We start from the raw sequence: 26260 nt of genomic DNA, 5'->3' as shown, positions 1-26260 counted from the left end.
CCCTGATGGCGGTGGTGCTGGGCCGGCGTTGACGGACGGGTGGATCGAGGCGCCGGCAACGTATCAAGTTAGGTTTACTTGCGCAAGGCAAGCCTAACCTAACTACCTGCGGAAACCGGTCGAATCAGAACCTGCGGTACATCTCGTCCGGGATGATCGGCTGGTGGTACGTGCACGAGCCGGACAGCACGGTGGAGCCGTGCAGCCGTGACTTCGGGATGAGGATCCTGTCGCCGTCGCGCAGCGAGATCCTGTGCGTGACGTTGTTCCAGAAGTGCATGTCACCGGTCTCGATCATGACGAGCCGGTGCTCGTCATGGACGTGCGTCGTCGACGTCTCGTCGCAGGACTCGACGAACGTGTCCAGGTCGACCTCGATCCGCTCGTCGGTGAGGTAGGCGTTGATGGCCTCGGCCTTGGCCTTGTGCTCGTCGATGGCGTCCGCCCAGGCGAGCTGCGCGGCGAGGTCGCGGTCGTGCAGGCGGGCGAGGTGCGCGGCGTCGGCGAAGCCGGCGTGGAAGGCGTCGAGCGCCGCGTCGCCACCGTGCTCGGCGAGCGGGACGAGCAGCGCCCCGGCCAGGTCGTCGAGCGCGGCGGGTGTCACCGGCGGCGGCGCGCCCGGGCCGTCCGGCGCGAACAGGGCCGGGCGCTCCCCCAGGCCGTCCTCGACCGCGTCCGCCCAGGCCCCGGCGACGGCCGCGTCATGCAGGCGCTGGTGAACGAACGCGCCGAGCAGCTCGGCGTGCCTGCCGGGCGCGCGGGAGAGCTGGTGCAGATGGTTGCCGCGGGCCAGCGAGGTGTTGAGGTAGAGCTGCCAGTAGGCGCCGACGGTGCTGGTCAGCCCGCCGCCGGCGAGCAGCGCCCGCCAGTCGGCGGCGCCGGCCACCCAGCGCCGGTAGTCGTCGAGCAGCAGGGCGCGGGCGCCGGGCAGGGCGAGGTCGTACTCGCCGAGCGACGCGCGGGCGATCGCCGTGCGTGCCGCGGGCAGGTAGGCCGACAGCTGCAGCAGCGCGAACGTCGTCGCCTCGCGCCGGTCCCGGGTGCCGCGCAGCACCGCGAACACGTCGCCCGGGGCGTCCCGCAGCTCCTCCCAGTAGCCGCGCAGCGTGGCGAGCAGCCCGCCGGGCGTCGCGTCCGGCAGGGCCCGGCGCTCGCCGGCCAGGAAGCCGAACAGGTGGTTCTCGAGGACGGGCTGGGCGAGCGCGCCGCGCAGCCGGTTGTCCGGGGAGTGGAAGTCGGCGGCGTCGCGCTCGGCCGCCGCGTTGCGCGCCGGCGGCAGGTGGTGCAGGTCCGCGTCGTAGATGTTGCGCAGCATCCGGTGCCCGAGCAGACCGGACAGCGTCAGCGCGTCGGCGGCGGGCAGCGGGGTGGCGTAGTCGAGCCAGCCCAGGTCCGCCGGACGCACCGGTCGCCGGTACGGGTTGTCCTCGGTGGTCAGCTCCTCCCATTCGGCGGCGCGGAAGGCGGGGTTCGCCGCGAACGCGCGGACCAGCGCGTGCGCGCCCGCGCCCCGCTGCGCCGCCGCCACCTGGCGGACCAGCTCCTCCCCGGCCGGCGGCGGGGGTTCGTGGCTCGCGCCCGCCGGGACGGGACCTGCGTCGGCGGGGTCGTAGGGACGGTCCGGGCTGGTGGGGCCGGCCGGGATCATCGTCGGATCCGCAGTCAACGGCTCCTCCTTCCGCGAGGATGGTGGATGGTTCCGCGGGGGTGGTGACGGCCGCGCTACCCGTGGGCGGCGGACACCGCGGCGGACGAAGCGGCGCCCAGGACGTGGGCGAGGTCCTCGACGGTGGTGTGCGCGTAGAGGTCGCGTAGCCGCACCGGCCGGCCGAGGTGCTCCTCGAGCTGGGCCTGCACCCGGGTGAGCGCCAGCGAGTGCCCGCCGAGGCCGAAGAAGTCGTCACGGGCGCCGACCCGGTCCACGCCCAGCACCCGCGACCAGACCTCGGCGATCCGCCGTTCCAGGCCCGGCGCCGGCTCGATCGGGTCGACGCCGGCGGAGCCGGCCAGCGGCAGCCCCGGAACGTCGACGAACACGCTCGGGACCATGTGCGCGGGCAGCCGTTGCGCCAGCCAGGACCGCAACTGCTGGGGCCCCACCGGCCCGCCGGCCGGCGCTCCCTCGCCGCGCGGCACGCGTACCCAGTAGGCCCGCAGTTCGTCCGGCGTATCCTCGCCGGACGCGAGGGCGACGGCGGCCTGGCGCACACCGGGATGGCGGACCAGCACCTGCTCGATCTCGGCGAGTTCCACCCGGAACCCGCGGATCTTCACCTGGTTGTCGGCCCGGCCGAGGAACTCGATCTCCCCGTCGGCGCGGAAGCGGGCGAGGTCGCCGGTCGCGTACATCCGGGCGCCCGGCGCGGCGGCGAACGGGTCGGGCACGAACCGGTCGGCCGTGCGACGCGGGTCGCCCAGGTAGCCCCGGGCGAGCGGCAGTCCACTGATGTACAGCTCGCCGACGGCCCCGACCGGCACCGGGTTGTACTCGGCGTCGAGCACCCGGACCTGCGTGTTCGGGTTCGGCCGGCCGATCGAGACGCGGCCGGCGGGCCGGTCCGGCGCGAACACCCGGCAGCAGACGCCGATCGTCGCCTCGGCGGGCCCGTAGCCGTGGAACATCCACGCGTTCCAGCGCTCCCGGAAGCGCCGGTACAGCTCGTCGCCGAGGACCTCGCCGCCGCACCAGACGTAGCGCAGCGTCCGCCCGGCCGCCGCCGCGTCCGGATGGTCGAGCAGCATCTCCAGCAGCGACGTCCCGACGTAGCAGAAGGTGACGGACTGCTCGCGGATGATCCGCAGGAGCGGGCCCGGCGCTCCTTCCGCGCCCGGCGGGGCGATCACGAGCCGCGAGCCGGCGACGAGCGGCAGGAAGATCTCGTTGATCGAGACGTCGATGCCCAGCGGCGCCCGCGCCAGCACGGCGTCGTCGCCGGTCAGCCGAAGCAGATCGACCTGCCAGCGCAGCCGGTTGCAGATCGCCTGATGCCGGATCATCACACCCTTGGGCGCCCCCGTCGACCCGGAGGTGTACGTGACGAACGCGAGATTCTCCCCGTCGACGCCGGCGTCCGCGATCCCGCCCGCCGCGGGGGCAGGGCCGCCCGCGGGGCCGTCGGCGACCGGGTGGCCGGTGGCGTCGAGGCGGATCACCGGCGGGGCGCCGGGCAGCTCGGGCACGGTGACGTCCGCGCCGGCGATGATCGTCGCGATCGCCGCGTCGCCGGCCACCTCGGCGGTGCGCCGGGCCGGCCAGGACGGCTCCAGGGGGACGAACGCGCCGCCCGCGCGCAGGACGCCGAGCAGGGCGACGACGAGCGCCGCCGACCGCGGCACGCTGACCCCGACGGTCGCCTCCGGGCCGACTCCGGCCGTGCGCAGCCACCCGGCGACCGCGTCGGCCCGCCGTTCCAGCTCGGCGTAGGTGAGGCTGACGGCCGGCGGCGACGGCTGGCCGGGCGGCGGCGCGGCGGGCAGGGCGACGACCGCGACGGCCTGCGGCGCGCGGCGGGCAGCGTCCGCGACCAGCTCGGTCAGGGAACGGTCGACGAGCGGCTCGACCCGGCCGGTGGACCAGTCGTCGAGGACCTGGCGGCGCTCGGCCGCCGACATCGTGTCGAGCTCGCCGAGCAGGGCGCCGTCGGTGAACTGCTCGGCGAGCCGGGCGAGGCGCCCGGCGAAACGCTCGGCGTCGGCGGCGGTGAACACGGCCGCGTCCACGGTGGCGCTGACCGCGACGGTGTCCCCGTCGTCCTGCACCGCCAGGTCGAGCGGGACGGTGGCGGGACCACCCGGCGGGCGCAGCTCCTCGGTCGCCAGGCCGGCGAACGCGACGCCGCCGAGCAGCGGCTCGTGGTGGCTGAACGTCACGTCCACCAGTCCGCCGCCGAGCGCGCCCGGGCCGCGGCGGCCGCGGGTGGCGCCGGGGCGGCGGGCCCGCGACGGGTCGGCGACGATCGCCCGGCCGGATCCGGGTCCGCTGCCCCGCGCGGCCCGCACCACCTCGTCGAACGGCGCGGCGATCCGGGCCCGCGCCGCCGCGGCGCGCACCCGGATCTCGTCGACGAGCTCGCCGGCCGTGCCCCGGGCATCGACCCGGACACGTACCACCACCAGGGAGCCGAAGTTTCCGGCGACGCCCGCGAACCCGGGCGTCGGCCGGTCGGTGACCGGCAGGCCGAGGGCGATGTCGGCCTCCCCGGTGCTGCGGTGCAGCAGGACGGCGCCGGCGGCGAGCACGACGTCGGCCAGCGAGGTCTCGTGGGCCGCCGCGAAGGCCCGCAGCCGGCGGGTGACGTCGGGCGCCAGCGCCACCCGGGCTCGCGGCGCCGGCTGGTCGGCATCCGGCACGTCGTTGGCACCCGGCACGTCGTTGGCACCCGGCACGTCGTCGGCGCCGCCGCCCGGCGGCGAACCGTCGGGACCCACGCTCGCCAGGGCGGGGGTGAGCAGCGGCGGCAGCGGGGTGAGGACCTGCCGCCACCATGCCACCTGGCGGTCGGCCTCGGCGCGGTGCTCGGCGGTGGCCTCCCGGCGGGCGTGGTCCGCGTACCTCGCGCCCCCGCCGGTGGGTCCGGGCCGCGCGCCGCGGCGGCGGGCCTGGTAGCACGCGGCGAGATCGGTGAACAGGACGCGCCAGCTCGTCTCGTCGGCGGCGACCCGCGCGATCACCAGCTGCAGGACGTGGTCGTCCGGGGCGACACGGACGACCTGGGCACGCAGCGGGATCCCGTCGGTGATGTCGATCGGCTGGCGGCCGAACTCCGCGAGGACCGTCCCCAGCGGGCCGTCCGCCGCCGGAGCCGCCGGATCGACGAGGTCGGCGTCGGTGTCGGCGGCCAGGTCCGGCTCGGAGGGCAGCTCGCGGTGGGCGACGGTCAGCAGGTCGGCGGCCGGCGCGTCGAGCACGCGCGCGGACGGCTCGCCGGTCGTGTCCGCCGGATAGGCGGTGCGCAGGATCTCGTGCCGGTCGAGGAGGTCACGCAGTGCCGCGGTGAGAGCGGCGGCGTCGAGCGCGCCCCGCAACCGGACGCCGGCCGACAGCTGGTGGGCGTGCCCACCGGGAGCGAGCCGGTGCAGGAACCAGAACCGGCGCTGGGCCGACGACAGCGGCTCCGCGAGGGACGAGGTGGAGGCGACGGGCTGGCTCGACACCATCGGCAGGGGTTCCCTTCAGGGTCCGCGGTGGCGCAGACGCGCCGGCCAGCGACGCTGCGTGGGTGGGCGCGGGCATGACGGAGCCACCCGTGGGCCCGCCCAGCGAGCACGCGGCGGAAGCTTAGGTTCGCCTTACTTTAGTATTTGCCGACCGGGCGCGCAAGACCCCGGACGCCGCGTCAGCTCAGCCGGGTGTCGCGGCGGCCGGCTCGCGGTCCAGGATCTCGGCGGGAAGGGCCGCCATCGCGGAACTGGCGGCCCTCACCGTGCCAGCCGGCTCGCCGCCGGCGGCGGCCATCCGCCGGCGCAGGCTGCGCGGGCGCAGGTCGGTCCAGCGCAGTGCGATGCTGTCCAGGCACTCCTCGCGGGTCCCGGTGACGGGCGTGTCGAACCAGCCGAGCGCGTTGCGCCGCCCCAGCGGCCACACCGAGTACTGCTCCTCGGTGTTGACGACCACCTTGAACTCCCGCGCCGCCGCCGGCGCTCCGCGCGCCGCGCCACCGACACCCGCACCGATGTCCGCGCCCGCCGTGGCGTGGAAGGGGCAGCTGCCCGCGACGGTGGCGTCGTCGCGCAGGAAGTACTGCTTCCATTCCCGGTTGGCGGCGTCGCCGTAGGAACCGAGCAGCGGCGTCGAGTCCACCTCGTCCATCCGCCGCAGCCGCTCCCGGATCGTCCGGCGGGCGGCGGCCCCGCGCGCCGTGTACGGCTCCAGGCCCTCGAACACCCAGCGCGGCTGGAAGGTGATGGTGAAGACGGGGCTGCTGCGGCTGCGCAGCCGGCGATGGGCCGGGGTGTTACAGACGACGAAGATCGGGGTGCCGCGGAAACTGAACTCCCAGCCCGGATCGTCGGTCTCGGTCGGGATGTCCGACGGCCACGGATCGCCGTCGCCGTCGTGCAGGTACTGCAGCAGCGACCAGAAGCGCCGCTCGTAGCCGACGATGTCGTCAGGCCGGCCGACCGGCCGCCCGGAATCGGCCGCGCCGGACCCGAAGAACACCACCAGTGACGTGTTGTGCGAGAGCTCCCGGTAGACGGCGAGATAGGTGGCGAGGATATCGGGCAGCGCGGACCACGTGTTCTCGTCGTCGAGGTTCTCGACGAATCCGAACCGCAGCCCGCCCCGGTTTGCCGCGGCCACCGCGAACACGCACGGGAACGGCTCGGCGGTGGACCGCAACGTCCTCATCATGTCCCGGACGCAGGTGGCGCCCCAGGTCGGCATCGGGCCGAGGGTCAGGTCCTGGAACTGCTCGCGAAACGCATCGATCTCGCTGGCCATGTCCACTCCACGGAGTTTCGGTGTGACCCCGAGCGGGGGATCTCGGGGTTTCTCGGCATGCGGCGATGGTCGGGAAGGAGTCGGGCGACGAAAGGAGTCGGGCGGCTACCGGACGGCACCGCCGGCGCCGGTCGGGGGGGTGGATTCCACGCGGGCGGCGCGGGCGGCGAGCGCGCTCAGCGCCCGCGTCCAGGCGGCCGCGAGGTCGCGCACGACGGCCGCGGGCGGGCCGTCCGGACCGCTGCTCCACCGCGCGGTCAGTTCTGGACCGTGCGGGCCGTCGAGCACCCGGACGATCACGCTGAGCCCGAACGGGTCGGGCACGTCGGCGTTCCAGTCCGCGAACAGCTCCTCGTCCTCGGCGGCCACCGACCAGTCCGTCTGTTCGCCCCGGCCCAGTCGGCCCACGTAGTTCAGGTAGACGGTGGGCGTCGGGGCCGCCGCGAGGATCGGGGCGGTGCGCGGGTTGAGGAAGCGCAGCATGCTGAACTCGGTCCCGCCGTCCGGGATCTCGGCCATGAGCGCCCGCACCCGGGCCACCGCCGCGTCGACGCCGCGGTCCGAGTACCCGTCGCCGTCCCGGCCGTCCGCGCCCTCGTCGACCGCGCCGCGTTCCAGCAGGAAGGGGTGGACCTCGGCCAGCCAGCCGACCGTCCGGGACAGGTCCCGGTCCTCGACCACGTACTCCTGCCGGCCATGGGCCTGCACCGCGACGAGAACGCCTCCCGCGCCATCGCCCTCCTGGCGGTCACCCACGGCCAGGCTCAGCGCGGCGAGCAGCAGCTCGTCGACACCGATTCCGAACACGGCGGGCACCGTCGACAGCAGGCCCGCGGCCCGCTCGGGCGGCAGGCTCACCGTGACCGCCGACGACGGGCCGGACTGGCCGGGCAGCCACCGCACGGGCGTCGCCCGGGCCAGCAGATCCTGCCAGAACGGCAGCCGCCGCTCGACGTCCGCGGCACGGGCCCGCTCGTCGAGGCGGCGTGCCCACTCGGCGAACGGGACCGGAACGGGCGTGAGCCGAGCCCGTTCACCGGCCCGCGAGGCGGTGACGGCGGCGGCGAGGTCGTCCAGCACGGTCGGCCACGACACGCCGTCGATCAGCGCGTGGTGGACGAGGAGCAGCAGGCGGCCCGGGCTCGACGCACCCGCGTCGAGCCAGACCGCGCGGATCATCTCGCCGCGGTCCGGGTCCAGCTCGGCGTTCGCCGCGGCGGCCACCCCGGCGAGCAGCGCCAGCCCGCCCGGTCCGGCGAACCCGTCGCCCGCGGCGAGATCGCCGGCGTCAAGCCGGCGCACCAGTCGGGCCGCGTCGACCCCGCCGGGTGGGGCGATCGCCAGCGACCAGGCCGGCCCGCCGTCGGCACCGCCGGACTCCACGCGGACCAGCCGGCCCCGCAACGCGTCGTGCTGGTCGATGACGGCGGACAGGCCCGCGACCATCGTCGCGAGGTCCAGCCCGGCCGGCGTGCGCAGCAGCACCGGCGACGAGAACGACGCGAACGTCAGCCGCCCGCCGTTCATGCCGTGCACCCGCGCCGCCTGCAGTGCCGGCGTCGGTGGGAGGACCGTCTCGGTGGGGCCGGCGGGACTGACGGAACGGGCGGTTGCCGTCTGGGTCGCGGCCTGCCGGCGTGGGCGGACGACGGTGGCCAGGGTCGCGGGGGTGCGGTGGCCGAACAGCAGGCGCGGCGTCACCGTGAACCCGGCGGCGCGGACCCGGGTGATCAGCCGCATCGCGATGATGCTGTCGCCGCCGAGGGTGAAGAAGTCGTCGTCGAGACCCACCTTCTCGACGCCGAGCACCGAGGTGAACGCGGCGATCAGCGTCGCCTCGATCTCGTTCGCGGCCGCCGTGCCGACCTGGTCGGCGGGGGCGGCCGGCGGGGCCGGCGGGGCCGGCTCGGGCCGGTCGCGAGCGGGCCGGGGGACGTGCGCCGGTTCGGGTGCCCGCCCGGCGTCGTCGGTGACGTCGAGCCGGCTGACCGGGATCGCGGGGTCCGCGGCGGCGGCGGCGAGCAGGTGCCGCAGCCGCTCGGCCATCCGCACGACGCTCGACCGGTCGAACAGGTCGTCGCTGTAGGCGATGCCGATGGTCAGGCCGCCGTCTGTCAGGCCGCCGCCTGTCAGGTCACCGTCGGCGGCGGGCCGTTCGACGAAGTCGAAGGACAGGTCGAACTTGGCGCTCGCCCGGCGCACCGGCTCCGGCTCGGCCGTGACGGACGGCAGCGCCAGCTCGTCGCCGGAGTCCGACGCGGCCAGGTAGACGATCATCACCTGGAACAGCGGGTGGCGGCCCGCCGCCCGAGGCGGGTTGACGGCGTCCACGACCCGGTCGAACGGCAGGTCCTGGTGGTCGAAGGCGGCGAGGTCGCTCGCGCGGACCCGGCCGAGCAGCTCGCCGAACGACGGGTCACCCGTCAGGTCGGTGCGCAGGACCAGCGTGTTGAGGAAGAAGCCGACCAGATCGTCGAGGCTGTCGTCGACTCGGCCGGAGATCGGGCTGCCGATCGGGATGTCGTCGCCGGCGCCGAGCCGGTGCAGCAGGGTCGCGACGGCCGCCCGCAGCACCATGAAGAAGCTGGCGTCGTGCGCCCGCCCGACGGCGCGCAGCGCGCTGACGAGGTTGGCGTCGACGGCGAGCTCCACGGCGCCGCCGGCGTGGGTCGGCTCGGCCGGGCGGGGCCGGTCGGTCGGCAGGGTGAGCTCGGCGGGCAGTCCGGCGAGCGCGTGGCGCCAGAACGCGCGCGAGCGGGCGGCGGGGCTCGCCGGGTCGGCCTCGGCACCGAGCAGCTCCCGCTGCCACAGCGTGTAGTCGACGTACTGGACGGGCAGCGGCGCCCAGTCCGGCGTGGTACCCGCCGCCCGCGCCCGGTAGGCGATCGTCAGGTCGCGCGACAGCGGCCGGTCGGAGCCCTCGTCGGCGGCGATGTGGTGCACAAGCAGCTGGACGATGTGCAGCCGCGGCGAGCACCGCACGACGCTGACCCGCAGCGGCACCTCGGCGGCGAGGTCGAACGGGTACGCCGCCGCCCGCGACAGCAGCTCCGCCAGCCGCGGGTCCCGCGGCGGCGGCCCCGCCGGCATGCCGTCCGTCGGCGTCCAGGTGATGACGTCGAAGGGGATCTTCACGTCCGCCGCGTCGAGGACGCGCTGCACCGCGTCGCCGTCGGAGGTGGCGCCAGCGGCTCCGGTGGCGGCGGGGTAGACGGTGCGCAGCGCCTCGTGGCGGGCGACGACGTCGTGCACCGCGGCACGCAGCGCGGCCAGGTCCAGCGGGCCGGTCAGGCGCCAGGTGACCGGAATGTTGTAGGTGGGGCTGGGACCCTCCAGCTGCCCCAGCACCCACAGCCGCCGCTGGGCGTACGACAGCGGCGGGTCCTGCGGGCGGATCACCGGGCGCACCGGCGGACGCGCCGCGGCGGCGGTGTCCATCCGCCAGGCGAGGCCGGCGACCGTAGGCGCCTCGAAGACCGCGCGGGGCGTGATCTCCACCCCGAACGTCGACCGGATCGCCGCGCACAGCCGCATGACCAGCAGCGAGTGGCCACCGAGGGCGAAGAAGTCGTCGTCGCGGCCGACCCGCGCCACCCCGAGCACGGCGGCGAACCGCTCGGCGAGCAGTTCCTCGCGGGTGTCGCGGGGACGCCCGCCGGCGACCGGCGCGGGCCCGGCCGGTTCGGGCAGCGCCGACCGGTCGAGCTTGCCGTTGACGGTGCGCGGCAGCCGCGCCAGCGCCACGATCGCCTGCGGCACCATGTACGCCGGCAGCACCCGGGCCAGGGACGCCCGCGAGGCAGCCACCAGCTCGTCGCCGCCGGGAACCGCGGCAACACCGGGAACCGCGGCACCGGCGGGGCCGTCCGTCGTGGTCGCGTCGGCGCCGTTCGGCACCACGTAGGCGACGAGCTGCAGCGCCGCCGGAGCGTCCGGCCGGAACCAGATCGCTGCCTGGCCGACACCGGGAACCGCCGCCAGTGCCCGCTCGATCTCGCCGAGCTCGACGCGGAAGCCGCGCAGCTTGACCTGGTCGTCCGACCGGCCGGCGAAGGCCAGCGAGCCGTCGGGACGGCGCCGCGCCAGGTCACCGGTGCGGTACATCCGTTCCCCCGGCGCGCCGAACGGGTCGGCGACGAAGCGGGACGCTGTCAGCGCCCCCCGGCCGAGGTACCCGCGGGCAAGGCCGGGTCCGGCGAGGTACAGCTCGCCCGGCACCCCGTCGGCGACGGGCGAGAGCCCCGCGTCCAGCAGGTAGGCACGGGTGTTGGCGATCGGCGCCGCCCAGCCGTCGCCGTGCCAGCCGTAGGCGTCGACGGAGTACTCGGTCGGCCCGTACAGGTCGTGCGTGACCGTCCCGGGTAGCGCGCGCAGGCGTTCCCACAGCGCCGGCGGGGTGGCCTCACCGCCGACGAGCAGCACGGCGGGCCGGTGGCCGTCGGCGCGCAGCAGCCCGTCGGACATCAGCTCCCGCAGGTAGGTCGGGGTCAGGTCGAGCACGTCGAGGCGGGCCCGTTCGACGTGCCGGACGAGGGCGGCCGCGTCGCGGGCGGTCGCCTCGTCGACGACGTGCACCTCGTGCCCGGCGAGCAGCCACAGCAGTGGCTCCCAGGAACCGTCGAAGCTGAACGACGCCGCGTGCAGCACGCGCAGCGGCCCGCCGCCGTCGCCGGCGGCCCGCTCGGCCGGGGCGATGAGGTCGACGGCGTGCGAGGCGAACAGGTTGACCAGGCCGCGGTGCGTGCCGACGACGGCCTTGGGCCGGCCCGTCGACCCCGACGTGTAGATCACGCTGGCCGCGCCCGCCGGATCCGGGCGCCGCCGCGCCTCCCGGCCGGTGGCAGTCGCGCGGTGCTGGTCGTCGAGGTGCTGGTCGTCGAGGTGCTGGTCGTCGAGGTGCTGGTCGTCGAGGTGCTGGTCGTCGAACTGCGCGTCGTCGAGGTGCAGGACGGTGGCGGCGCCGGTGGACGGCAGGCGGGAGGCAAGCGCCCGGGTGGTGACGACGACGGCCGGGGCCGCGTCCGCGAGCAGGAACGCGAGCCGGTCCGCCGGCTGCTCGGTGTCGAGGGGCAGGTAGCCGGCGCCCGCGGCCAGCACGCCGAAGATCGCCGGGACCATGAGCGCGCGCGGCAGGGCGAGCGCGACGAGCGCCTCCGGCCCGGCGCCGTGCCGGGCGAGCAGGTCGGCGACGCGTCCGACCTGACCGGCGAGGTCGCCGAAGCTGGTGCGCCCGCCGGCGGTCACCAGTGCCACCCGGTCGGGATGGGTGGCCACCGCACGGTCGAACAGGTCCACGACGGTGGTCGGGGCGCTGCCGGGCAGGGCGCGGGCCGGGCCGGCGGCGAGGCGCAGGGCGGCGGCGCGTTCGGCGTCGTCGGCCAGGGCGAGGCGGCTGACCGGGCGGTCGGGGTCGCGGACGATCGCGGCCAGCAGGCGGACGAGCCGGTCGGCGAGGCGCTCGCCGCCGGCCGGATCGATCACGTCGGTGGCGAACTCGACCAGCGCGGTGATCTCGCCGGTCGCCGCCCGGTCGACGAACGTCACATCCAGGTCGAACTTGGCCGCGCCGACCTCGGGGGTGATCCAGCTGACCGGCGCGCCGAACAGCTCCCGGTCGTCACCGGCCAGGTGGTGGTAGCCGGCCATCACCTGGAACAGCGGGTTGACGCCGGCGCTGCGCCGGCCGCGCCGCGCCGCCACGACGTCCTCGAACGGCAGGTCCTGATGGTCGAACGCGGCCAGGTCGGTCTCGCGGGTACGGCGCAGCAGGTCGCGGAACGTCGGGTCGTCCCCGAAGTCCGAGCGGATGACCAGCGTGTTCACGAAGAAGCCGACGAGCGCGTCGAGTGCGGGGTCGGTGCGCCCGGCGACCGGCACGCCGATCGGGATGTCGTCGCCGGAACCGAGCCGGTGCAGCAGCGTCGCGATACCCGCGTGGGCGAGCATCGACATGCTCGTCGACGTCGCCGCGCACAGTGCCCGCAGGCCGCTCGCGACCTCGGCGGGCAGCACCCGCGTGGCGCGGCCGCTCGCGCCGTCGCGCACCGGCGGGCGCGGCCGGTCCAGCGGCAGCGGGATCTCCGCCGGCATGCCGCGCAGCGCGTCGAGCCAGAAGGCGCGCTGGCGGGCGGCCACGCTGTCCGGATCGGCCGGGTCGCCGAGCAGGTCACGCTGCCACAGGGTGTAGTCGGCGTACTGGACGGGCAGCGGCGCGAACGCGGGGGCGCCACCGGCGCGACGCGCGCTGTAGGCGGCGTCGAGGTCGAGCAGGAACGGTCGGTCGGACCACTCGTCGGTGGCGATGTGATGCAGGACGACGAGCAGCACGTCGGTGTCCGGGCCGCGCAGCACGCGCAGGCGCAGCGGCGGTTCGGCGGTCAGGTCGAACGGCCGCGCCGACAGCGCGCTGATCCGCGCGTCGATCTCACCGGGCGGGCACGGCTCGACGTCGACGGGGACGCGCCCGGCGGCGTCGGCGGGGTCGAGGACGCGCTGGTGGGGCAGCCCGGCGTCGTCGCCGATGACGGTGCGCAGCACCTCGTGCCGGTCGAGCACGTCGGCGACGGCGGCCCGCAGCGCCGCCGCGTCGAGCGGGCCGTGCAGGCGCAGCGCCAGCGGGTAGTTGTAGGCGTCGGTGCCGCCGACGAGCCGGTCGACGAGCCACAGTCGCCGCTGTGCCGGGGACAGCGGGATCCGGTCGGGCCGGGCCGCCGGGCGCAGGGCCGGGCGCTGGCTGTCGGTGTGCTCGGCGAGCCTCGCGGCCAGTGCCTCGACGGTCGGCGCGTCGAACAGGTCGCGGATGGCGAGGTCGACGCCGAACGCGGCCCGCGCCCGGCTGACGACACGGGTGGCGAGCAGGGAGTGGCCGCCGAGGGCGAAGAAGTCGTCGTCGGCGCCGACGGTGGGCAGGCCGAGGACGTCGGCGAACAGCTCGGCGAGGGTCTGCTCCACCGGGGTGGCGGGCGGGCGCCCGGAGCTCGCCGCCCCCGGATCGGCGGCCGGCAGCGCGGTGACGTCGAGCTTGCCGTTGGCGTTGCGGGGCAGCGCGGCCAGCGGGACGAACGCCGCCGGCACCGCGTAGTCCGGCAGCACGGCCGCGAGATCGGCGCGCAGCCGACCGACCAGCGCCCCCGCGGCCCGCGCGGCCATCGGGTCGTTCGTGCGCGCCGGCCCGTCCCGGCCTTCGCCGGACGCGACCGGGCGCAGGAAGGGCAGGGCGGCGGCACCCGTCGCCCCCGCGGCCCGCACGAGGACCGCGTCGAGCAGGCCCGGCTCGTCGGTGCGCGGGGCGAGCGCGGCCTCGTAGCCGAGGGTGTCGGCGAGGGCGTGGACGTCGTCGGGGTCGACGGCGGCGGCCTCGGCGGCCGGCCCGCCGGTGGTGTCACCGCCCGCCGCGCTCGCCGCGAGTTCGGCGGCGACGCGCGCGTCGGGAATGCCGCGCAGGCGCACCCACGCCGGCCGCCGCTCGGCGACGAGCACGCCGAACGCGTCGAGCCGGGGCACGTCCGCTCCCCAGGTCAGCTCCATCTCGTCGGTCCCGTCGTCGGGGGCGGGAGCGTCGTCGGAGGCGGGGGCGTCGTCGGGGGCGGGAGCGTCGTCGGGGGTGGGACGGCGCAGGACGACGTCGTAGCGGTGGCGGGTCAGCTCGTTGCGGTGCCGGCCACGCCTGACCCGCACGCACACCTCGAGCCCGGCGTCCGCCGCCAGGTCGAGGAAGAACGCCGGCGCGACGACGAGCTCCTTCTCCAGCGCGAGGCGCCGGTCCACGGCCGCCGCGAAGCGGGCCGGGTCGGTCACCGGACCGGACTGGGCGAGCTCGATGCCGCTGTGGAACGCGCGCAGCCGGCCGAGGTCGCGCACGTCGCCGACGAACAGCGAGCCGCCGGGGGCGAGCAGGTCGAACGCGCCGAGCAGCACCCGGCGCAGGTAGTCGGCGCTCGGGAAGTACTGGATGACCGAGTTGACGACGACGGTGTCGAAGTACCCGGCGGGCAGCCCGTCGGTGACGTGGGCGGGAGCCTGGCGCAGTTCGACGCGGCCGAAGCGGGCCGGGTCGGCCGCCACCTCGGCGCGCAGCTTCGCGACGACGGGCGCGGCGAAGTCGGTGGCCCAGTAGGCCTCGCAGTCCGGCGCGAGCGGGCCCAGCAGCAGGCCGGTGCCGACGCCGATCTCCAGCACCCGGCGTGGCGCCAGCGCCCGGATCCGCTCGACGGTCGCCGCCCGCCAGGCGCGCATGTGCTCGACGGGGATGGGCTGGCCGTCGTAGCTGGAGTCCCAGCCGGCGAAGTCCTCGACGGTGAGGGCGGTCGGGATCCGCTCGTACTCGTCGGTGTAGATCTGGTTCCACTCACCGACCTGCGCGGTCTCGGTGGCCGCCCGGTCGTCCGCCGAGCGCTCCGCGGGCACGACGTAGGCGACGAGCCGCTTCGCGTCCGGCGCGGTCGGGTCGGGGACGGCGACGACCGCGGACTGGCTGACCGCCGGGTGCCCGTCGAGCGCGGCGCTGACCTCGCCGAGCTCGATCCGGTGCCCGCGGATCTTGATCTGGTCGTCGGTGCGGCCGAGGAAGTCCAGGTTGCCGTCGGGACGCCGGGTCACCAGGTCGCCGGTGCGGTACATCCGCCCGCCGGTCTGGAACGGGTCGGCGACGAACCGGGCGGCGGTCAGCGCGAACCGGCCGAGGTAGCCGCGGGCGAGACCCTCGCCGGCGATGTACAGCTCGCCGGCGACCCCGTCCGGGACGGGGCGCAGCCAGCGGTCGAGGACACGCACCCAGGTATTGCGGATCGGCCGGCCGACGGTCGGCGTCGCGCTGTCGGACGTGCCGGCGCCGAGGGTGTTGATGGTGTACTCCGTCGGCCCGTACAGGTTGTAGCCGGCGGTGCCGTCGGTGTCGCGCAGCCGGTTCCAGACGGAGTCGGGCACGGCCTCACCGCCGAGCATGACCAGCGGCGGCCGGTGCCCGGGGCGTGCGGCATCGAGGGTTCCGGTGTCGAGGGAGCCGGTGTCGAGCAGGCCGACCTCGAACAGGGCCAGCGCGTAGGTGGGGGTGACGTTGACGACGTCGATGCGGTGGGCGTCGCAGTAGGCGACGAGCCGTTCGGCGTCGCGGCGCAGGTTCTCGTCGCAGATGTGCACCTCGTGGCCCTCGACGAGCCAGAGCAGCTCCTCCCACGACATGTCGAACGCGAACGAGACGGTGTGCGCGATCCGCAGCCGCCGCCCGCCCACCGAGGCGATCGTCGGGTCGAAGATCTCGGTCTTGTGGTTGATCTGCATGTTCGTCAGGCCGCGGTAGGGGGTGACGACTCCCTTGGGCCGGCCCGTCGACCCGGACGTGTAGATCACGTAGGCGGGATGGTCGAGGCGGTCCGCGCGGCCGCGGGCGAACAGGCCGAGCTCGGCGTCCGTCAGCGCCTCGGCCGAGGTCGCCGCCAGCTCGGCGGCGAGCTGCGGATCGTCCAGCTCCAGCCACCGCTCCCCCGCCGGCACGAGCGGCGGCGAACTGGCCGACGCGTCGGCGCCGGCGTCAGCCTCGGTGAGGTAGCGGCGGGTGGCGGTGATGGTCAGGACCAGGGCTGCGCCGGCGTCGGTGACCGTCTCGCGCAGCCGGGCCGGCGGATGGTCCAGTTCGAGGGGCAGGTAGGCGGCGCCGGTGCGCAGCACGGCGAACAGCGCGACGACCATGTCCAGCGTCCGCCCCAGGCCGAGCGCGACCACCGTTTCCGGGCCGGCGCCGTGCGCGATCAGCAGCCGGGCCAGGCGGTTCACCCGCGCGTCGAGGTCGGCGTAGGTGATGCGCCGCTCGCCGAGGCCGGGCAGCGAGAGCACGAGCGCGTCGAGGTCGCCGGCGACGGCGGCGCGCACGGCCAGCAGGTCGGCGATCGTCTCGGTGCCCGTCGGGCGGGCCGGGACGGCCGCCTCGGCGGCCAGGCGCTCCCGCTCGGCCGGCAACAGCAGGTCGAGCTGGCCGACCGGGGTGTCGGGTTCGCCGGCGAGGGTGTCGATGACGGCGAGGAAGCGGGCGAACAACGTCTCGGCCAGGCCCGTGGGCACGACGTCGGTGCGGTGCTCCAGCCGGACGGTGATCGTCTCGCCGGGGGCGAGGACGAACGTCAGCGGGTAGTGCGTGTGGTCGAGGCTGCTGGTGGCGACGATGCCGTGCCGGTCGGTGGTCTGCTCGTTCGCCACCTCGTCGATGAAGTTCTGCAGCACGTAGAGCGTGTCGAACAGCACCGGCTGGCCGGCGGCGCGCTGGATGTCGCCGAGGCCGAGGTACTCGTGGTCGAGCAGGTCGAGTCGGTCGGCGGCGACACGGCGCAGCAGGTCGCCGACCGGCTCGTTCGGGTCGAGCCGGACCCGCACCGGCACGGTGTTCAGGAACAGGCCGACGACCTCGTCGATGCCGTCGAGCTCGGTCGGCCGACCTGCGACGGTGGTGCCGAACACGACGTCGTCCGCGCCGGTCGCGCCGGCGAGGACGAGTGCCAGCGCGGCGTTGAACAGCGTGTTCAGGGTGACGCCGTGCGCGCGGGCGGCGGCGCGCACCGCCCGGGCCGCCTGATCGGGCAGCGCGGCGGTGATCCGCGCCGGGGCGACCGGCGCGAGGCCGCGGGCCGCCGGCACGACGAGCGTCGGGCCCGCGAGGCCCGCGAACGCCCGCCGCCACGCCTGCGCGGACGCGTCGGTGTCCCGCTCGCGCAGCCAGTGCAGGTGGTCCTCGAACGAACCGGCCGGGGCGGGCGGCGGCGCCTGCCCGTCGGCGGCGTACAGGGCGAGCAGGCCCTCGACGACGAGCGCCCCCGACCAGCCGTCCCACAGCAGCACCTGCCGGTTGATGACGAGCCGGTCGCGCCCGCCCGGCAGGTGCAGCAGGGTGAGTCGGAACAGTGGCGGGCGGGTGATGTCGAACGGGCGGGCCCGGTCGTCGGCGGCGGCCCGCTCGGCGCGGCGGGCGCCCTCGCCGACGGGCAGACCGCTCAGGTCGATCTCCTCGACGGGTGCGGGCAGGTCGCGGGCGATGACCTGCACCGGCCGCGGCAGCCCCTCGCTGAGGAAGCCGGCGCGCACGGTGGGGTTGCGGGCCATGAACGCCTTGGTCGCGCGGCGCAGCCGGTCGGCGTCGAGCCGGTGGCCGAAGTCGAGGGAGAACTGGGCGGTGTAGGCGTCGCTGGTGCGGTCGAGCACCGAGTGGAAGTGCAGGCCCTCCTGCAGCGGCGACAGCGGCCAGACCGCCTCCACCGGCGCCGGGAAGTCGGCGGCGATCCGCGCGGACTCCGCCGCCGACAGCGTGATCAGCTCGGCCGCAGCCGCGGCCGGTTCGGCCCGCGGCCCGGCCAGGGTGGCCAGGTCCCGCAGGGCATCGAGGTACGCCTCGGCGAGATCGGCCGCCTGCCCGGTGGCCAGCGAGCCCGTCAGGTAGGTGAAGGTGGCGCGCAGCCGCGGGCCGTCGGGCGTCTCGACGCAGGCGACGTCGACGGTCAGCGGGTAGCCGACGCCGAGGTCGGGATCGGGGTCGGCGGCGAGCGCGTCGAACTCGGCGGCCGGCGCCCAGTCGGCACGCCGGTCGGCCCCGAAGCGGCCCAGATAGTTGAACAGCACCTGGGGCCCGCGCAGGCCGGCGAGAGCGGGACCGGCGAGTGGGTTGGCGTGGCGCAGCATGCCGAAGCCGAGGCCGCCGCCCGGCGCGGCCCGCAGCGCGGCGGTGACGTCGGCGAGGGTGTCGCGGGCGGTGGGTCGCGCCGGGGCGAGGCGCACCGGCGCGATGCTGGTGAACCAGCCGACGGTGCGGGACAGGTCCACCTCGGGCTCGATCTGCTCGCGCCCGTGCCGTTCCAGGTCGACGAGCAGGTCGCCGTCGCCGGTGCCGCCGGGCGGCGGGGTGGGGATCGCGCGGCGCAGGCCGGCGAGCAGGACGTCGGTGATCTCGGCGCCGGTCGCGGCCGGCACACCGGTGATCAGGGCGGTGGTGGTCGCCACCGGCAGGTCGACGCGCAGCCGCTCGGTGCCGGCGACGGTGCCGACCGCGTCCGGCCCCAGCGGCGCGTCCGGGCTCGACACCGGGCGGGGCGGTTCGGGGAAGGGCCGTCCGCCGGGCGCGAGCGTCGCGAGCCAGTGGTCGAGCTCGGCGAGCCGGTCGGGTGCGACCGCCTGTTCACCGAAGATCCTGCTGAACGTGCGCAGCGACGTCCCGACCGGGTCGAGCGCGGGCCGCTCGCCGGCGCGCACCGCCGCGTGCGCGGCCTGCAGGTCGGCCAGCAGGATCCGCCAGGACACACCGTCGACGACCAGGTGGTGGGCGACGAGGACCAGCCGGCCGGGCTCGGTCGGCCCGGCGTCGAGCCACACCGCACGCACGGTGCTGCCCGTGTCGGGGTCGAGACGGCCGGCGGCCGAGCTGGACGCGGCGGCGACGACCGCCCGCAGCGCGCCCGCGTCCAGCCCGGCGACGTCGATGCGGGTGAGCAGCTCCGGGTCGGCGTCGGCGGCCGGCGGGTCGACGCGCAGCAGCCACACCGCCGGCGCCGGCCGCACCAGGCGGGCCCGCAGCCCGTCGTGATGCGTGACGACCGCGCCGAGTGCCGCCCGCAGGCCGTCCTCGTCGGCGCCGACCGGCGTACGGACGAGGAACGCCTGGTTGAACCGGCGGATCCGGCCGCCCCACCCGGCGAGCCGGGCGACGATCGGCAGCGGCGTGAGCAGGCCGAACGCCGTCTCGGCGGTGTTGTCGGCCGCGAGTGGCGCCGCCGCGGAGGACCCGGCTGCCTCCGCGGCGGCGGTCTGGGGGGTGGTGCGGGCGGCGACGAGGGCGGCGAGGGCCGCCGGCGTGCGCTGGACGAAGACCTCCCGCGGGGTGACCCGCACGCCGTCGCGCCGCGCCCGGTTGACCAGCCCGATCGCGAGGATACTGTCGCCGCCGAGGGCGAGGAAGTCGTCGTCGGCGCCCACCCGGTCGACGCCGAGCACGGCGGCGAACACCGCGCACAGCGTCCGCTCCAGGTCGGTGCGCCCGGCCCGGCCCGTCGCCGACGCGGCGAGGTCCGGCGCGGGCAGCGCCGCCCGGTCGAGCTTGCCGTTGCCGGTCAGCGGCAGCGCGTCGAGGACGACGACGGCGGCGGGCAGCATGAAGTCGGGCAGCGCCGCCGCCGCCCGAGCCCGCAGCGCCGGCCCGTCGACGGGCGCGGACCCACTCGGCACGACGTAGGCGACGAGCCGGTGTCGGCCCTCCCCATCGCCCGGGGTTGCATCGCCGGGGGTGGCGTCGCCGGGGGTGGCGTCGGTGCGGGCGATGACGACGGCCCGCCGCACAGCCGGATCGGCGGCGAGCACCGCCTCGATCTCCCCCGGCTCGATCCGGAAGCCACGGATCTTGACCTGGTCGTCGGCCCGGCCGAGGTACTCCAGGGTCCCGTCGGGGCGCAGGCGCGCCAGGTCGCCGGTGCGGTACATCCGATCGCCCGGCTCGCCGTACGGGTCGGCGACGAACCGGGCGGCGCTCAGCGCGGGCCGGCCCAGGTAGCCGCGGGCGAGCTGGGCGCCGCTGACGTAGATCTCCCCCGCCACGCCCGGCGGGACCGGGGTGAGGTGCCGGTCGAGCAGTCGGGCGCGCAGCCCCGGGATGGGCTCGCCGATCACCCCGCGCCGCGCGCCGACGGCCGACGCGTCCAGCGCCAGGTACGTGACGTGCACCGTCGTCTCGGTGATCCCGTACATGTTGACCAGCCGGGGCGCGTCGTCCGAATGCCGGGCGTACCAGGGCGCGAGCCGGCTCGTGTCCAGCGCCTCACCCCCGAAGATCACCAGTCGGAGGGCGAGCGGCGGCCGCGCCGCACCCGCGTCCCGGTCGGCGTCGACGAGGGCGGCGAAGGCCGACGGCGTCTGGTTCAGGACGGTGACGGACTCGCGGGCCAGCAGGTCGAGGAACTGCTCGGGCGAGCGGGACACCTCGTGGTCGACGACGACGAGCCGCCCCCCGTGCAGCAGCGGTCCCCACAGCTCCCAGACGGAGAAGTCGAACGACGCCGAGTGGAACAGCGTCCACACGTCCGCGGCGCCGAAACCGAAGTACACCCGGGTGTCGGCGAACAGCCGCGTCACGTTGCGATGCGGCACCAGCGTCCCCTTGGGACGGCCGGTCGACCCGGAGGTGTAGATGACGTAGGCGAGGTTGTCCGGGCGGGCCCGGCCCCGCGGGCCGGGGACGGTGGCCGGCTGGTCGGCGAGGGCGGCGGCGACGTGCGGGTCGTCGAGGGCGACGAGCGGCACCCCGGCGCGCGCCGGCAGGCTGGCGCGTGCCTCGATGGTCGTCACCGCGCACACGGGGGCGGCGTCGCGCAGCATGTAGCCGATCCGCTCGGCCGGGTACGCCGGGTCGACGGGCAGGTAGGCGCCGCCGGCCTTCTGCACGGCGAGCAGCGCGACGACCAGGTCCACCGAGCGCGGCAGTGCCACCGCGACGAGCGACTCCGGTCCCACGCCCCGCCCGCGCAGCAGATGCGCGAGCCGGTTCGCCCGCGCGTCGAGCTCGGCGTAGGTGAGCGTGACGTCGCGCCAGCGCAGCGCCACCGCGTCCGGCGCGCGTCGCACCCGCGCCTCGAAGAGTTCCGGCAGCGTCGCCTCGGTCCACGCCACCTGCTCGGCGTCGGACGCCACCTCGACGACCTGGTCCGGCGCGGTGAACGGGGCCGGGCCGGCGGCGCGTGGGGCGGGAGTGAGGTCGGGGCGGGCACGCTCGGCGGCGGGCAGGGCGGCGACCGAGCCGACGGCCCGGTCCGGGTCGGCGGCGATCTCCGCGAGCAGTGCGAGCAGGCGGTCCGCCAGCCCGGCGACGGTCGCCCCGTCGAGGAGGTCTGACTGGTAGCCGAAGGTGAGGCGCGGCCGGGTACCGGGGATCACCCGGACGGTGAGCGCGTAGTGGGTGGCGTCATGGCCGTCGAGGCCGGTCAGGCGCGGGCCGTCCGGCGGGAGGAGCGTCGCCGGGTCGAACGGGTAGGACTCGACGACGAGCAGGGTGTCGAACAGGTCCCCGCCGCCGGCGAGCGCCTGGATCTCGGCGAGGCCCAGGTGATGATGCGCGAACAGCTCGCCCTGGGCGGCCTGGAGATCGGCCATGACCTCGGCGAACGTCGCGTCGGCGCGCAGCCGCGCCCGGACCGGGACGGTGGCGACGAACATGCCGACCATCGCCTCGACCCCGGCGAGCTCCGGCGGCCGCCCGGAGACGGCCGTGCCGAACACGACGTCGTCGCGCCCGACCGCCCGGGCGAGCAGCACCGCGTGCGCCACGCGCAGGATCGTGCTGAACGTCAGCCCCCGCTCCCGCCCGAGCGCCGCGAGCCGCGCGGCCAGCTCCTCGCCGACCTCCCGCTCGACCGCCCCCGACGGCCCGGCGAAGCCACCGGCCAAGATCGACGTTCCCGCGGTAACACCCGGCTCCACCGCCGGCCCCTCGGAGCCACCCGCCAAGATCAACGTTCCCGCGGTAACGGACGGCGCGGCCGGCCCGTGCTCGGCGGGATGTTGGTGCGGGGCGGGGGTGGGGGCGGCGGCGCGGTGGCCGGCGTCGCCGGCGAGCAGGGTCGGGGCGTCGATCCCGGCGAGCTCGGCCCGCCAGGCGGCACGCGCCGCGTCCCGGTCCTGGGCGCGCAGCCAGCGCAGGTAGTCGGCGTACGGGCGCACGGCGGGAAGTCGGGACGCGGTCTCGCCGGCGTCGGCGAGGGCCAACGCGAACAGTTCGCGCAGGATCAGCGGCAGCGACCAGCCGTCGAGGATGACGTGATGGGCGCAGACCGCGAGCCGGGCGGTGTCCATGCCGGTGCGGATCCACAGGAAGCGCAGCAGCGGCGGCGCCGCCAGGTCGAACCGGGCCTCCCGGTCGGCGGTGACCAGCCGCTCCACCTCGGCGGCCCGCTCGGCCGCCGGCCAGGCGGCGAGGTCGGCGATGGTCCACTCCGGCTCGGCGTCGGCCAGGATCACCTGCGCGGGCGCCCGGCCGTCGGACAGGACGGCGGCCCGCAGCACGTCGTGCCGGGCGACCAGTGCCCGCGACGCGTCCCGCAGCCGCTCGGGATCCAGCGAGCCGGCGACGTCGACGACGAACTGGAGCACGTACACGTCCGGCGCGTCGGCGCCGTCGAGCAGCCGGTGGAACAGCAGCCCGGCCTGCGACGGTGACAGCGGCCACACGTCGCGCACCCCGGGCTGCGCGGCCCGCCACCGCGCCTCGTCCTCGGCATCAACCGGCAGCTCGGCACCCACCGGCGGCTCGGCACCCACCGGCGGCTCGGCACCCACCGGCGGCTCGGCACCCACCGGCGGCTCGGTCGCGGCAGGTGGCGCGGCCGGCGGAGGCGTCGCCGCGGCCGCGAGGCCCGCGATGGTGGGGCTGGCGAACACGTCGGCCAGCGCGATCGTCACGCCAGCGGCGGCCGCGCGGGTGACCAGGGCGAACGCGAGGATGCTGTCGCCGCCGAGGCGGAAGAAGGAGTCGTCGACACCGACGTCGGGACGGCCCAGCAGCTCGGCGAACACCTCCCGCAGGACGGTCTCCACCCGGCCGGACGGCGCCCGGCCAGGGCTGGTGGCCCCGAAGTCGGGGGCGGGCAGCGCGCGGCGGTCGAGCTTGCCGGCGGGGGTGACCGGCAGCTCGGCCAGCGTCACGAACGCCGCCGGCACCATGTAGCCGGGCAGCAGACCCGCCGCGTGGGCACGCAGCTCATCGGCAAACGCCGCCGGCCCATCGGCAAACGCCGCCGGCTGGCCCGCGGGCCTCGCCAGCTCATCCACGGGCGCCGGTACGACATAGGCGACGAGGGCGCGGCCAGCGGGACCGTCCTCGCGCAGGACCACGGCGGCACGGGCGACGCGCGGATGCCCCGCGAGCGCGGCCTCGATCTCGCCGGGCTCGATCCGGAAGCCACGCAGCTTCACCTGGTCGTCGGCCCGGCCGGCGACCACCAGCTCGCCGTCGGCCGTCCAGGAGGCGAGGTCCCCGGTGCGGTACAGCCGCTCGCCGTCGTCGAAGGGGCTCGCGACGTACCGCGCGGCCGTCAGCGCCGGCCGGGCGAGGTAGCCCTGGGCCAGGCAGGTGCCGGCGAGGTAGAGCTCGCCGAGGACGCCGGGCGGGACGGGCATGAGCGCGCCGTCGAGCACGTGGGCCCGCGTGTTGCGCAGCGGCCGGCCGATCGTCGGGCGCGCGGCGTCGGCGCCGATCCGGGCGGTGGTCGCCCACACGGTGGCCTCGGTCGGGCCGTACAGGTTCGTGAGGCTGTCGGCGCGGGTGGCGAGCTCGCGGGCGAGATCCGCGGGCAGTGCCTCGCCGCCGGACAGGGCCCGCACCCCGGGCAGCGGGCCAGGCGCCGCGTCGAGCAGGGTGCGCCAGCGTGACGGGGTCGCCTGCACGGTCGTCACCGCGCCGGAGCGCAGCAGGCCGGCGAGGGCGGCCGGGTCGCGGGCGGTGTCGCCGTCCGCGAGGTGCACGCTGGCGCCGACGGTCAACGGGGCGAGCAGTTCGAGGGTGCTGATGTCGAAACCGAGGGTCGTCGCGGCGAGCAGCCGGTCCGCCGGGGCGATGCCGACGGTCTCGACGATCGACGTCAGGAAGTTCGTCAGTGCCCGGTGGCCGACCACGACGCCCTTGGGCCGCCCGGTCGACCCCGACGTGTAGATCACGTATACGGGACTGTCCGGATCGACCGCCGGCGGCCAGCCCAGGCCGGACGACGCGGGCTCGAGGTCGGGCTCGGGGTCGGACTCGGGGCCGGCTACCGCCGCGGGGGGCTCGTCGACGAGGAGCAGGCGGGTGCCGGGCGGCACCGGCAGGCCGGGGGCCAGCTCCCGGGTGGTCATCAGCACGGTCGGGGCCGCGTCGGCGAGCATGAAGGCGATCCGGTCGGCCGGGTAGTCGGGGTCGACGGGCAGGTAGGCGGCGCCGGCGAGGCCGGTGCCGGCGAGCGCGACGACCAGGTCGGCGGTGCGGGGCAGCGCGAGCGCGACCACGCCTCCCGGGCCGGCACCGTGCTCGGCGAGCAGCCGGCCGCAGGCGTCGGCGCGGGTCGCGAGCTCGCCGTAGGTCAGCGATCCCGCCGCGGTGACCAGCGCCACCCGCCGCGGGTCACGCTCGGCCGCGGCGGTGAACAGCGTTGTCCACGGCTGCGCCGGGCTCGGCGCGGCGGTGGCGTTCCAGGCGGTGACGACGAGGTCGCGTTCGTCCGGGGCGAGCAGGTCGATCGTGCCGATCGGCGCGTCGGGCCGGGCGAGGGCGGCGGTGAGCAGTCGTTCGAGGCGGGGTCCGACGGTGGCGGCGAACGACGGCGACACCGCGCCGTCCTGGTAGGTGGTCTCCAGCTCCAGCGTGTCGGCGACACCGACGCCGGCGCCGACACCGGCGACACCGAGCTCGGCGACGACCGTCAGCGGGAACTGGGCGGTGCCGTTGTGCAGCGGCTGGCGTTCGCCGCGCAGGTCGCGGCCGCGCAGCGCGGCGGCGGCCGGCGCGCGCACCGCGAACATCGTCGAGAACAGGGCGGACACGCCGTCGGCGCGGTCGGGGTTGAGGTCGCGGACGACGTCGGCGAGGTCGACGTCGGCGTGCGCGAACGCGCCGCGGCAGGCGTCGCGGACCCGGACGAGCAGGCCGGCGAACGTGTCGGCCGGGCCGGCGGCGAGGCGCAGGCAGACGGTGTTGCCGAAGTACCCCAGCGCACCGGCGCCGTCGGCGCTGTCCCGGTTGACCACCGGCGAGCCGACGGTGAGGTCGGTGGCGCCGCTGACCCGGTGCAGCAGCGCCGCGTACCCGGCGAGCAGCACCATGAACGGCGTCGCCGCGTGCTCCGCGGCCGCGGCCCGGACCTGCCGGGCGAGCTCGCCGGACGCCTGGTGGACGACCTGCCGTCCCGCGTCCCGCGTCCCCGTCGTGGGCTCGGGATGGTCGTCGGCCGTCGGCTCGGGCAGGCGCACGGGTTCGGCCGGCGGGCTCAGCTGCCAGCGCCAGTAGGCCAGTGCCTCGGCGGGCGGCGCGCCGGCGCTCGCCACGGCGGTGTCGAGGAACTGGACGGCGTCGCCGGGCGCGCCCGCTCCCGTCGGGGTGGCGCGGCGGTCGTAGGCGGCGAGCAGATCACCGAAGAAGATGTCCCAGCAGGCGTCGTCCCAGGCGATGTGGTGCGCGGCCAGGGCGAGGGTGTGCCGGGTGGGACTGTGCTGGGTGGGACTGTGCTGGGTGGGACTGTGCCGGATCACGGTGACCCGCAGCGGCGACTCGGCCGTCAGGTCGAACGGCCGACGCGCCGCCTCCAGCGCGATCGCCCGCGCACGGCCCGCGAGGATCCCGGTGCCGTCCGCGCCCGCAGCGGACAGGCCCTCGGCGGACAGGTCGACGCTGTGCCAGGCCGGTTCGACGTCGTCGCGCACGATCTGCTCGAGCGTGCCGGCGGCGGTGACGCGGTAGGTGGTGCGCAGGATCTCGTGCCGGCGGGCGACGGTCCGCAGCGCGTCGCGCAGCGCCGCCGGGTCGAGCGGACCGGTCAGGGTGAACGCGGTCGAGATCGTGTAGGCGGCGCTGTCGGGGCGCAGCCGCTGCAGGAACCACATCCGGCGCTGGCCGGCGCTGGCGGGGTGGGCCGTCCCGGGGGCGCGCCGCGGCCGCGGGGCGTCGCCGGTCGCGGGCGGCGGCGTGAGCTGCTCGGCCGCGAGGCGGCGCAGCAGCAGCTCACGCTTGCGCTGCGCGGAGACGGGACTGGCCACGGTGCACGTCCTTCCGGTGGTGCGGCGACCGCTCGGGCGGTGCCGATCGTGCGGGTGGCGCCGGCCGCCATGACGCGG

General features: G+C 76.4%; 4 protein-coding genes. All 4 read right to left on the bottom strand.

Going from position 1 to position 26260, the window contains the following annotated elements:
- Positions 1-124 precede the first annotated feature (124 nt).
- The 4 genes from AC6EXY_RS18505 to AC6EXY_RS18490 all read right to left on the bottom strand — a co-directional run bounded on the left by AC6EXY_RS18505 (position 125) and on the right by AC6EXY_RS18490 (position 26182).
- Positions 125-1666: a cupin domain-containing protein gene (locus tag AC6EXY_RS18505; protein ID WP_243407313.1), complete on the bottom strand. Its 1542-nt coding sequence runs from the start codon at positions 1664-1666 to the stop codon at positions 125-127.
- 56 nt (positions 1667-1722) lie between these two features.
- Positions 1723-5157, bottom strand: a complete 3435-nt coding sequence (locus AC6EXY_RS18500; protein WP_499817583.1) for a non-ribosomal peptide synthetase — start codon at positions 5155-5157, stop codon at positions 1723-1725.
- Positions 5158-5341: 184 nt separating this feature from the next.
- On the bottom strand, positions 5342-6442 hold the full coding sequence (locus tag AC6EXY_RS18495) for a YqcI/YcgG family protein (protein WP_101830914.1): 1101 nt from the start codon (positions 6440-6442) through the stop codon (positions 5342-5344).
- A 105-nt stretch (positions 6443-6547) separates the two neighbouring features.
- Positions 6548-26182 carry an amino acid adenylation domain-containing protein gene (locus AC6EXY_RS18490; protein WP_499817584.1) on the bottom strand — a complete coding sequence of 6545 codons (19635 nt, stop codon included), beginning with the start codon at positions 26180-26182 and terminating at the stop codon, positions 6548-6550.
- Positions 26183-26260: the final 78 nt, after the last annotated feature.

Source organism: Frankia sp. RB5 (genome assembly GCF_059816245.1).
This window is presented reverse-complemented; position numbering and strand designations above follow the sequence as displayed.

Bases quoted from the DNA above. Each gene is read 5' to 3' on its own strand.
- AC6EXY_RS18500 (WP_499817583.1), bottom strand. From the start codon at position 5,157: ATGGTGTCGAGCCAGCCCGTCGCCTCCACCTCGTCCCTCGCGGAGCCG.
- AC6EXY_RS18495 (WP_101830914.1), bottom strand. From the start codon at position 6,442: ATGGCCAGCGAGATCGATGCGTTTCGCGAGCAGTTCCAGGACCTGACC.